Consider the following 12021-nt stretch of genomic DNA (forward strand, 5'->3'; position numbering starts at 1 on the left):
GATGTGGAGATGGGGAGATGGGGAGATGAGTAACACATCAAAAATCTCCTTGTCCCCTTGTCTCCTTGTCCCCTTGTCCCCTTGTCTCCTTGTCCCCTTGTCCCCTTGTCCCCAATTTTGAAAAACTACTTGACACTTTACTACTGAGAACTGCTACCATAAGCAGAGTGATACCAATGGGGTGTAGCCAAGTGGTAAGGCAGCGGGTTTTGGTCCCGCCATTCCCTAGGTTCGAATCCTAGCACCCCAGTTTAAGTAGATACCTTCCTTTACGGTAGCTGCATAGCTTCACCACCAAAGGGCAGCTCAATGACAAATTCTGTTTCCCAACAATGCGTGCCAGTTTGTAGCTCTTTCGTACAGTTTTAAACAGGTGTATTTGAGTTAAGCCAGTGAGCTGTACCTAAAGCCTCGGCTCCGCTCGGCTTTAGCCCTGAGCGAAGTCGAAGGGCTAACAAGGTTGAATAACATTGTCTAGGCAAACTTTACCAGAAATGAGAGTCTCAAAGTAATGCGAGTTTTCGTTCTAGATAAAAATCTACTTGGTATTTGAGAGTTACCATAAAGTATCAAAACGGCGAATTGTTCGGCTTTGAGGTTAAGGGCGATGATTTTTTCGTCTTCAACGATTAGGATTTGAAGAGTTGTCAGTGAATTGGTTTTTGTTAACGTCTGGATCATGTGCCATTGGCTGGTAGGGTAACGGTAAAAGTAGTGCCAACCCCAACTTTGCTGTCAAAGGCAATGGTGCCGCCGTGTAAGTCCACGGCTTTTTTTACAATTGCTAGCCCCATACCCGAGCCCCGGATAAGCTCGGCATTTGCTGCCCGATGGAAAGGTTTAAAGATATGGGGTTGATCTTCTAACGGAATGCCTATGCCAGTGTCTCGGACTTGGATGATCGCTTGATCGTCCTGACAAGTTACGATCAGACTGACTGAACTGCTCTCAGGAGAATATTTCAGGGCATTGGATAGTAAATTTCTTAAAATGAGTTGCAGGAGTTTTTTATCCAAGTAGGCAGTACAAGTCGGAGCGCGGCTCACCCATTGAATGTCATGGTGTTCGTGAGCGATGAATTGGTATTCTGCAATGATGTGTTTGCAGAAGGGTTCTAAATCTAAGGGGGCAGGGTCAAAGGTCACTTGATCGGCTTCTACTTGACCGAAGGTAAGAACATCTTCGAGTAGTCCCACCATATACTTGACCGCGTGTCTGATTCTCTCACAATTTTGGAGACGCTCCTCCTGTTTAGAGGGCGAAGTATTAGTTTCAAGCAGGTAAGCACAGGTCAAGATGAGACTCAGGGGTGTGCGGTATTCGTGGGAGACGGTATGGATAAACTGAGTTTGGAGTTGGTTGAGTTTTTTCTCCTTTTCTAACTGTTGGCGTAGCATAGATTCGACTTGCTTGCGATCGCTAATATCTTGGAACACTACCACTACACCGATAGGGTTGCCCTTGCGATCCTTAATTGACGTGGCACTATCCCCGATTGGAATAGGGGTGCCGTTTTTGGACTGTAACAGTAAGGGTTCATTGAGATAGATTGTCGTATCCTGTTGGAGAGCGGCAGTGACGAGATTATCAACGGGTTGCTGAGTCTGTTCGTCAACTAACTTGAAGACATCGGTAAATTGCTGTTCCTTCGCCTCTGATAACTGCCAACCCGTTAAGGTTTCTGCCATGGGATTGAGAAAGCTGACGCGCCCTTGGGCATCGGTGACAATTACCCCATCTCCCATGCCTTTAAGCACTGCCGTTAACAGTTGCTCTCGTTCGTATCGCTGCATGGCGATTTCAATGGCAACCGATAACTCTCGCTCTTTGACGGGTTTAAGAACGTAACCAAAAGGAGCCGTCATCTTTGCCCGTGCCAAGGTACTGTGATCGGAATGTCCAGTGACGTAGATAACGGGAATAAAGAGATGTTCCCAGATATAGTCGGCGGTTTCAATGCCGTCAAGATCGCCTTTGAGCCGGATATCCATCAGCACTAAATCCGGATGCCGCTGAGTGGCTTGTTCAATCGCCTCCTCTCCAGACGCCGCAATTCCTGCCACAATATAGCCTAGGGATTCTAGATTTTCTTTGAGGTTGAGGGCGATAATTTTTTCATCTTCCACAACCAGAATTTGAATGGTTTCTTCTGAGGGTATTTCGGCAGTCGTTTTTTCAAGTATCATCATTATCCACCTCCTGAACAAGTCCTTCTAAAGTCGGAATTGCGATCGCAAACCTTGTCCAGCCGCAATCGCTTGTCACCTCAAGGGTGCCTTGCAGCGTCGTCACCAGCTTCCTCGCCAGTGCCAGTCCCAACCCTGTTCCCCCTTGTTTCCACGGGTTATTATTAGGAACACGATAAAATGGGTCAAAAATGCGGGCGAGTTCTGCTGGGGGAATTTCAACGCCAGAGTTGCTGACGGTGATGTGAATACCGCCTAGAGTTGAAGAAGGTTCTGCGTCGCCAAGGGAGAATGCCTCTCTGGGGAGAGAATGAGCGGTGATCTCAATTTGTTCGCCAGTCGGTGTATACTTGCAGGCATTATTCAGCAACTCTGATACGATGCGGCTCAGGCTAGACTTATCGGACACCAAAGGCGGCAGATCGGGGGGAAGCCTGACTTGGAAGGTTTGCTGTTTTGCCTGAGCGCGATCGTGGAAATTATCGACGATGTGAGGAATCAACGTCTGTAGATCAATCGCCGTTAATTCTAGGGGGTAAGTCTCGGCTTCCAGCGATCGCATATCCAGCAAATCATTCACTAGTTTCAGTTCTTGGTTGCACTGGTCGCGTAGAATAGTCAGGTAGCGAACCATTGCTCCGGAGTCAGAGCGGGTTTCAGAACCTAACAAGCCCTTTTGATCCAAAACAGTTTCTAGCAGTCGAACTGCAATTTTGATATTCGACAGAGGTGTTCGCAATTCATGGGACACGGTACTCAAAAAGTCATCTTTAAGCTGATCAAGGCGTTGGAGTTCTGCCATTTGCAGTTCTAAGTGCCGAGCACGCTCTAGCGCCAAATTCCGCTCCTCTGCCATTCGTCGTTGGGTGATGTCTCGAAACAGGACTACCGCTCCCGATATCACGCCTTTGTTATCTCGAATTGGAGCAATACTATCGGCAATGGGAATAGTGGTGCCGTTCTTAGAAACCAGTAAAATAGGGTCTTCGAGATAGACAATGATTCCTTCTTGAAGGGCGGGGGTAACGAAATTTTCTAGAGGTTGCTGGGTTTGTTCGTCCACCAGTTGGAAAACTTCGGTTAAGGGGCGATCTCTCGCTTCCGACAGTTGCCAACCGGTCAAAGATTCCGCGACTGAATTCAGAAACTGAATGCGCTTTTGAGTATCAATGACAATCGCACCATCTCCCATGCCTCGCAGAATAGCGGTTAGTAATTGCTCTCGTTCATATCGCTGCAATGCAATTTCTATCGCCACCGATAACCCCTGCTCATTCACGGGTTTGAGAATGTAGCCAAAGGGGGCTGTTATCTTTGCTCGGGCTAGGGTGCCTTGATCAGAATGCCCTGTCACATAAATCACCGGAATTTGCAAACGTTCCCAAATTTCTTGGGCGGCTTGGATACCGTCTAGCTTGCCTTTGAGCCGGATATCCATAAGTACTAAATCGGGACGTAGTTGAGTAGCTTTTTGAATTGCTTTTTCTCCAGATGTGGCAATTGCTGGAACTGCATAGCCCAAGGATTCTAAACTTTCTTTCAGATTAAGGGCGATGATTTTTTCATCTTCAACCAACAGAATTTGAATGACTTTAGAAGAACTTGTTTTGGAAAAAATATTTTTCATCGCCATCAGAGTCTGCCTCCGGGAAACGTTATTTTAAATTCAGTTCCTCGACGGCGAGCGATCTCCAGGGTACCCTCTAGCTGTTCAACCAACCCTTGAACAACGGTATAATTTCTCGTGAACTAGAGCAATTGATGCAATGCGATTTTGGCTGTCTTGCAAGACTAAAGTGGCAGATTTATCTTGAGTCCGTCGAGCCTGCATTTGCAGGAGACTACTTACAATTTGCAAATTATTTTTAACGCGATGGTGAATTTCTTTGAGCAATACTTCTTTTTCTTTCAGTGATGCAATTATTTTTCTTTCAACAATCTTTTGCTCAGTGATATCTTGCTGAACGGCAACAAGCACCGTTCCATAGTCAGAATGATTAAAGGTAGATGTTGTTGCTTTACACCAAAACTGCGTGCCATCTTTTTTAACGGTGTTAACTTCATAGGTTACTTTCCCGTGTTGAAGGATAGCCTCACTGATTTGACAGACAACGTCTCTGGCATTGGTATGTTCTTCGTTATAGTTTAAAATAGATACGTGTTTGCCAATTAGCTCCCCTGGCTCATAGCCAAAAATCGTCTCAAATTTGGTATTGGTATAGACAATTGTACTATCAGCCACTCTGACTAAACACACCCCTTCAGCAATGTTTTGGCTAATCACAGCCTGAAGTTCTAGTTCCTGTTCTGCCTGTTTGCGCTCCTTTAGTTCGCATTGCAGTTGACTATTCGCCTTATCTAGTTCTACGGTTCGTTCTATCACACGGTTTTCTAAAGTTTTGTTAAACTGCTTAATTTCTTCGTTGTGTTTTTGTTCGCTTAAATCAGTGACGATCACAAAAAATATTTTTAAGTTATTGAAATTTAAATTATTAATCGACAACTGCACAGGAATCTTTTTTTTATCCCTGGCGATGAGAGATACTTCTCCTTTCCCAACTCCCGATTGAGCTTGCTGCAAGAGCGTTTGAAACATCTGCCATTCTTGAGGAGCTAAATAGTCTTGAAAATTAGAACCAATTACCTTTTCCAAAGGCTTTTGTAACAACAAAGCAAATCGCTGATTGCAATATAAAAGGATTCCATCTGCCGTCAGAGTTATCGCTCCTTCATTCATCTCTTCAACAAAGATACGATAGGGATAATCCGCACCCTCTAACGTGTAAACCTGCTCGCCCTGATATCCTGAGACAACTAAAGCATCCACCTCACCTTGGCTGATAGCCCGCAACGTTTCTTCGGCTACTTCAAGGCGATCGCGGAGTTTTTGAACATCCCGTTTAAGTTCTGCCTTTGATTTCTCTTGATTAGCCATAGTTCCCAGCCCTTATTGCTCAGGAGTTTTCGGAATAATATCTAAACCCACAAAAACTTTTTCTGTCTTAGACATATCACCAATGATTCGTTGTAAAGGCAGAGGCAGTCGCTTGATTAAAGTAGGCACAGCAACAATATTCTCTTGCTGAATCAGTTCAGTCTGTTGATAAACATCAATAACTTCTAGTTCATATCGCCCTTGCAGATACTCTTCACAAATGCCCTTAATTGTTTCCAGAGCACGGATAGAATGTACCGTTGTCCCAGCGATATACAGCCGCAGACAGTAGTATCTCGTATCCGTTTGGGCAAGGGCTTCCTCGAAGGCTTCAGTCGAATTCGGCTTAGGCTCAGTTTCCATTGATTGTTTCTTCCTTTCTATTTGAGTTACGGCTTTGTCCATCCCTCTATCTTCTGGAGATTTAGTCCCACCAATATTTTTTCCGTATTCGATAAATCTCCAATGATTTTCTTGATCGGTTCAGGGAGCTTTCGTACCAAAGTTGGTAACGCTAATATTTGGTCTTGTTTGGCAAGTTTGGGATTTTTTAACAAATCAATCACTTCGATTTTATATTGACCGTAAAGGTGTTCTTCACATATCTTTTTTAGGTTGATAAAAGCCATTAAAGATTTAGGAGTTTGTCCAGCCACATAAAGCCGTAATTCCCAAATCGCTTGCCGGTGTTCATTTTGTTGTTGAAGTTCCATATTCACTGTCTTTTATACTTGGAATTAGGGAGTAGGGAGTAGGGAATAAAAAAATTTACCCAGTTTTGTCTATTCCTTAGATACATTTATGGATTTATCCTTCTTCCAAAATTTTGTGATCTACTGAACTTCCCCATCTTCCCTATCTACCCCATCTGTCCTACGCAACTGCGCGATCGTTTTTCTATCTTGCTGTGAAAAGCTGTGCTGCAATTCTTCTTGCTCAATCATGAACTCTAACTCTTCCTCCTCCATCTCAATCTGAGCCTGCAACGCAGTAATCTGGGATTGCATCAGTGTTTTCTTGCGTTCCAAGTCCCGTCGCTGCCGTTCAAACTCCTGTTGACGAGTCAAACTAGCAGCTTTTTCTTTTGCCTCTTGAATCATCCGTGCCGTACCCGTCAGTACATTGTCTTCTCCCAAGTAAACATCTATCAATTCTATCCCCTGGCTGGTTAACCGGAATTCACGCACCTGATTAGAGTGTTCCATGCCGCGAGATTTCAGGACAAAAAGCACGCGATTCCGCTCACCATTACTTTCGTGGATACGCACCTCCAACCAAGTATCCATTAAGGATGAAACTCCCATTTCTGTATGCTCAAGGGTGCTACCACCTGGAGTCAAATTAGTAAATAGAACCGTAATTTGCTGAGATTTAAGCAAATCAATGAGGCGGAATAAAAAGCCTTTCGCCTGGTTTAAGGTGCCACCTATATGCAGATTACTCATTGGATCAATAATGACAACAGAAGGTTTAAACTCGTTGATCCAACGGTGAATCTGCACCAGATGCATTTCTAAGCTATAAGTCGTAGGACGTGTGGCTCGAAACTGTAAAAGTCCTTGTTTCACAAAGGGTTCTAAATCAAGACTAACCGATCGCATATTGCGGAGAATCTGCTGAGGCGCTTCCTCAAAAGCTAAATAGAGACATCGTTCACCTCGACTGCAAGTCGCTCCAGCAAAATAGGCGGCAAGGGTACTTTTTCCAGTTCCAGCCGTACCAGTCATGAGGATGCTGCTACCGCGAATGTATCCCTCACCTCCGAGCATAGTGTCAAGGCGCTTGATGCCTGTGGATATCCGTTCGGTACAAACCTCGTGATCTAATCCCACAGAAGTGATGGGTAAAACAGAAATCCCCCGATCATCAATTAAAAACGGGTATTCATTCGAGCTATGACTCGAACCCCGATATTTAACAATCTGCAAGCGTCGGGTGGAAATCTCATCCTGTATACGCTGATCTAAACGGATAACACAATCAGAAACGTACTCTTCTAAACCATGACGGGTTAGGGTATTATCACCCTTTTCACCCGTAATAATTGCCGTAACGCCTTTGATCTTCAGCCAGCGAAATAACCGCCGCAACTCAGAGCGCACAATAGCCGTGTTCGATAAGCCAGCAAATAGCACTTCAATTGTATCTAAGACCACACGCTTGGCATTAATGGTATCAATTTCACAACCCAATCGAATGAATAAAGCTTCCAGATTATACTCACCCGCTTCTTCTATTTCATTAGGGTCAATGTGAACATAATCAATAGAAATTTTTTCTTCCGCCGTAAGCTGCTCTAAATCCCAACCCAAAGACGCAACATTTTGGGTGAGTTCTTCCGCTGTTTCTTCAAATGCCATGAAAACACCGGGTTCTGAATACTGAAGTGCGCCGCGTATCAGAAACTCCATCCCCATTAACGTCTTACCGCACCCTGCCATTCCGCAAACCAGTGTCGGACGACTGAGGGGCAATCCCCCGCCAGTAATTTCATCAAGCCCCTGGATGCCGGTTGGACATTTGAGAAGCTGATTTTTATGTAAAGTTTTTATCATATTGATTTTATTCATACCATCACCGCTTTTTGAAAACAGAGAAGTCCAGGAGTTCATATTTTTAGGGACTCCTGGGTAATTCCGTTGCTCTGACAACCTCTTTCCTCTTTTGGAGCAAGCCTCACTATTCTAGTTTTCAGGTTGAGCCTGGAAACTAGGATGTGAAAGTTATGCTTCCTGCATAGTGAATGCAAGATATCAATGTTAATTAATTTTCGGGCAAATTGAGTAAGCTTTGGTCTAGGTTTAAACTCATCTCGGGCAATTGCCAAAAATATACATTATCCCTGAATCAATTTTAACAGTTGATTTAGATATTTTGTAAAAATTTTACACAATAAAAACTGTGTAAAAGCCTTAATTTATAAAAATAAAGAAGTTAGGGGGAATGGGGAATAAAAGATTTCACAATTTATTGAGGATTGCTATGTAGCATTTCCAAATCATTTATGAAACCAAGTGGTAGTTTTTCAAACTCCAAAAAATGCTCGAAGCGCATTCCTACTATTCCCCATGCCCATCCCCTTAGACTGCAAATTAGTCTGACTAATCAATGCTGGATTCTTAACCTCTATTTTTTTTTAAAATGTTACAAATCAAAACGAAATCGCAAACGCTCGCATAGATCAATGGCAACTATTTAGCTTTACTCTACGCCTAATGAGCGAGGGCAAGGAGCTTTTGCGGTAAGAGCGTTTTTTGAGCCTTCCTGAGTTCACACTCTTGGTAGAAATATAGCTCAATTCTTTCCACCGCTGGCATTGCCTGCCGACAATGAGAGCAGTACCAGTAAACACGGTTGTGGCAGATATGACGAAGTAAATTTCCTGAGCAACAAAGGCAAGTATTCATAATCTTTTTCCCACTCTGCGCTTATAACACTACTACTCAAAAGTGAAAATTTCGGGCAACATCGGTAAAATAAATATGAAGAAAAATAAAATTCTTAATCTACACAGAGAGTTTACTAGAAGGGTATAAGGAGACAAGGGAGGTGTTACTCCTCTCCCCAGCTCCCCCTAAAATCAATCTAACTTGATAAAATTCTTGACAATTCTTAAAATCCGTTCGGCTGCATGACCGTCCCCAAAGGGGTTAACTGCCGTTGCCATTGCCTGATACGTGCGTTCAACACTCAGTAATTCACTGGCAGTACTGACCATTTGACGGGGATTGGTTCCGACGAGTTTGGCAGTACCTGCATCAATGGCTTCTGGTCGTTCGGTGGTTTCTCGCAATACTAAGACAGGTTTTCCTAAACTCGGTGCTTCTTCTTGCAATCCGCCAGAATCAGTTAGTAACAGATAGCAGCGTGCGATCGCACCCACTAATTCTGCATAATCTAAGGGTTCGGTTAAAAATACCCTGGGGTGCTTACCCAAACGCTGTTGCAAGGGTTCTCTAACGATGGGATTGCGATGCAAGGGCAACAGTAAGGCAGTATCAGGAAACTTTTCTAAAAGTTGCAAAAATCCCTCAGCAATATCTTGCAACGGTTCGCCCCAGTTCTCGCGCCGATGAACCGTCGCTAACAAGACGCGATAGTTTTCCCAGTCCAATCCTTTTACCTCACACTGGGGTTGCTGCTTCGCCACCGTCAGCAAGGCATCAATTACCGTGTTACCCGTCTGATGAATTTCGCCAACAACGCCAGATGCGTGCAAATTTTCCACTGCCTTAGCGGTGGGAGCAAAATTGAGTTGTGCGAGCTGGGAAATCAACCGCCGATTGGCTTCCTCTGGATACGGATTCAGTAAATCATCCGTCCGCAATCCCGCTTCGACGTGACCCACTGGAATTTTTTGGTAAAATGCCGCCAAGGTGGCAGCAAATGCCGTGCTTGTATCTCCCTGAACGATAACTAACTGGGGCTGTAGCTCGGCAAACAAGCTTTCTAACCCCCGCAAACTCCGACAGGTAATATCCGTCAGGGATTGCTTCACTTGCATGATTTCTAAATCCCGGTCGGCATTCAACTCAAATAATCCCATCACCTGATCGACCATTTCCCGGTGCTGACCTGTCAAAATGACTTGAGTGTTAAAGGCATCGCAACGCCGGAATTGTTGAATGACGGGTGCGAGTTTAATCGCTTCTGGACGAGTTCCTAGGGTAATGCAGATTGCAGGTGCAGATGAGTTCATATCGATTTTAGGGAGTTCAGGAGTCAGGAGTTCAGGGGTTCAACCGTGGGCTATGCACTGCTTTGCGAGTATCGCACCATGGGACGCAAACACAAACCGAATTTTTTTTGAATGCCTAAGTTGGCTCGACTGTCAAGTATTTTTTCTGGGTATTTAACTGGATTGAAAAGTGAAAAAAACGGTTAGGGAAGCTGATCGCTTACCCGTATTATGAATGAAGGGGTTAGATCGTAACAATTCGGCATGAGTATTATCTGGGAACTTGATTTTTATTCGCGACCAATTTTAGACGAAAATCAAAAAAAGATTTGGGAAGTGTTAATTTGCGAGAGTCCTTTAGATGTCAACCAGTCTACTGAGGACTTGTTTCGATTCTCTCGTTGGTGTCCCAATCAACAGGTCAATTCTATTTGGCTGCGAGAGGCGTTAGAAAGCGCGATCGCTCAAGCCAAACAAACACCCACAAAAATCCGCTTCTTTCGCCGTCAGATGAATAACATGATTACAAAATCTTGTCAAGAGTTGGAAATTCCTGCTCAGGCGACACGCCGCACTTATGCGCTCGATCGATGGCTGCAAGAACGGATGCAAGAGTTTTATCCGAATCAACCAGGATACCAACCTTCAGCAGCGGCATCATCCTTTGTTCGCTATCAACCTCAGAATCCCCAACTGTTACCGGATGCGTTGCAAGGACAGAAATGGGCAATTGTCAGCTTAGAAGCCGCAGCATTTGGGGAAATGAAGGAGTGGGTGATTGATTTTGGAGAAGCATTTCCGCTCTCAATGATGGGGCTAACTCCCAATACTCGCATTCCCGGCATCATTATATTCTCTGATCGAGCCAAACCCTTAGCGGCTTGGATGTCAGGTTTAGATTTGGCATTTGTGAGATTTGAGAGTGGCTCGACTGCGCGATTGTTACTAGAAACTGGTGCCAGTGATAGCTGGATTTTAGCACCTCTCAATGACCCTCAAACCTTGGCAGAAGCGAAAGGGTTTGAGGCAGCAAAAGAAAACGCCCAACAGGTGCATTTTTTGGCTGTGCAATCAGACTCAACATCAGAAGCTTTTGCCGGATTTTGGCTGTTGCAAGAGTTGAAGTAGCGAGTTATGACACAGGACGAATGACGAAAGGACAAACGTTATGAATTCTCGGAATTTGCCACAAGCGCTACACGCGGAACAACTACTAGAATTATCGCTCAAGGCAGGAGCGCAGCATGCCGAGGTGTATCAATCGCGATCGCTATCTCGACCGGTGTTCTTTGAAGCCAACCGCCTCAAGCAGCTAGAAAGCAGCCAATCGGAAGGTGTGGCGCTGCGGCTGTGGCGTGATGGGCGTCCGGGACTGGCGGTGGCATACGGATCGGTGGAACCTCAAGATTTAGTAGACAGAGCCATCGCCCTTGGATACCTCAACGAGCCAGAACCCGTGGAATTGACACCCGGACGGATACAACTCTATCCCGATCTCGGAGAGGTGGTGCCGGTCGAAAAATTAATTGCGATGGGCAAAGAAGCGATCGCGTTAATTCGGGAGGCTTACCCAGATGTCCTGTGTAGTGGACAATGGGAATGCGAGGAAGAAACAACACGCTTAGTCAACTCTCAGGGCTTGGATTGCCATTACACCGATACCACCCTTAGCTGTTTCCTAAACGCCGAATGGGTGCGGGGTGATGACTTTTTGAGCGTTGCTGATGGTCAAACCCAACGGGAGACGCTGACAAGTAAGAAAGTCGTGCAGCAAATCTTACAACGTCTGAACTGGGCTAGAGAAAACGTTTCTCCTCCGATAGGTCGAGTGCCGATTTTGCTAACAGCTAAAGCTGCCGATTTGCTCTGGGATATCGTGCAGGCTGCATTAAACGGCAAGCAGGTACTGGAGGGAGCCTCACCTTGGAGCAATCGCCTCGGTCAAACTGTGACTTCAGTGAACCTCACCCTCTCTCAGCAACCCGATATCGGTCCCTACAGTTGTCCATTTGATGATGAAGGCACCCCCACCCAACCCCTTATACTGATTCGAGAAGGACAATTGGAGCTATTTTACAGCGATCGCACAATCGGCAGGTTGCTAGGGATAGGCACCACAGGCAATGGCTTTCGCCCCAGCTTGAGTAACTATCCCAGTCCTGGCTTAGTTAACTTGCTGGTTCAACCAGGCAATTCTCCTTTGAGTGAATTAATTACTAATT

General features: G+C 45.0%; 9 protein-coding genes and 1 tRNA gene. 3 read left to right on the forward strand and 7 right to left on the reverse strand.

Features of this window, described 5'->3' with window-relative positions:
• Nucleotides 1–177: 177 nt before the first annotated feature.
• Nucleotides 178–250: transfer RNA gene (locus IQ257_RS26580), tRNA-Gln, on the forward strand.
• 427 nt (nucleotides 251–677) lie between these two features.
• On the opposite strand, the gene IQ257_RS26585 is transcribed toward IQ257_RS26580, so the two are convergent.
• From IQ257_RS26585 to wecB, 7 genes are all read right to left on the reverse strand, one after another.
• Entirely contained in the window at nucleotides 678–2189 is a 1512-nt protein-coding gene (locus IQ257_RS26585) for an ATP-binding protein (protein WP_193880138.1), read from the reverse strand.
• Nucleotides 2176–3819 carry a hybrid sensor histidine kinase/response regulator gene (locus IQ257_RS26590; protein WP_228061051.1) on the reverse strand — a complete coding sequence of 548 codons (1644 nt, stop codon included), beginning with the start codon at nucleotides 3817–3819 and terminating at the stop codon, nucleotides 2176–2178. The genes IQ257_RS26585 and IQ257_RS26590 overlap by 14 nt, the downstream gene beginning before the upstream one ends.
• A 78-nt stretch (nucleotides 3820–3897) precedes the next feature.
• The gene (locus tag IQ257_RS30910; protein ID WP_265584578.1) at nucleotides 3898–5121 is read right to left on the reverse strand and encodes a PAS domain S-box protein; all 1224 of its coding nucleotides are present in this window, start codon (nucleotides 5119–5121) and stop codon (nucleotides 3898–3900) included.
• 12 nt (nucleotides 5122–5133) lie between these two features.
• Nucleotides 5134–5484: a circadian clock KaiB family protein gene (locus IQ257_RS26600; protein WP_193880132.1), complete on the reverse strand. Its 351-nt coding sequence runs from the start codon at nucleotides 5482–5484 to the stop codon at nucleotides 5134–5136.
• 26 nt (nucleotides 5485–5510) lie between these two features.
• On the reverse strand, nucleotides 5511–5834 hold the full coding sequence (locus IQ257_RS26605; RefSeq protein WP_193880129.1) for a circadian clock KaiB family protein: 324 nt from the start codon (nucleotides 5832–5834) through the stop codon (nucleotides 5511–5513).
• A 120-nt stretch (nucleotides 5835–5954) separates the two neighbouring features.
• Entirely contained in the window at nucleotides 5955–7676 is a 1722-nt protein-coding gene (gene kaiC / locus IQ257_RS26610) for a circadian clock protein KaiC (protein WP_228061052.1), read from the reverse strand.
• A 1025-nt stretch (nucleotides 7677–8701) separates the two neighbouring features.
• Entirely contained in the window at nucleotides 8702–9820 is a 1119-nt protein-coding gene (gene wecB, locus IQ257_RS26615; protein ID WP_193880124.1) for a non-hydrolyzing UDP-N-acetylglucosamine 2-epimerase, read from the reverse strand.
• Between the two features lie 243 nt (nucleotides 9821–10063).
• Between wecB and IQ257_RS26620 the strand changes: the two genes are divergently transcribed.
• Nucleotides 10064–10927 carry a Tab2/Atab2 family RNA-binding protein gene (locus tag IQ257_RS26620; protein WP_193880121.1) on the forward strand — a complete coding sequence of 288 codons (864 nt, stop codon included), beginning with the start codon at nucleotides 10064–10066 and terminating at the stop codon, nucleotides 10925–10927.
• Nucleotides 10928–10967: 40 nt separating this feature from the next.
• Nucleotides 10968–12021: TldD/PmbA family protein (locus IQ257_RS26625; protein ID WP_193933352.1), on the forward strand; the 1054-nt coding region annotated here is incomplete at its 3' end.

Origin of the sequence: Coleofasciculus sp. LEGE 07092, assembly GCF_015207375.1 — a bacterium.
Lineage (GTDB): Bacteria > Cyanobacteriota > Cyanobacteriia > Cyanobacteriales > Coleofasciculaceae > LEGE-07092.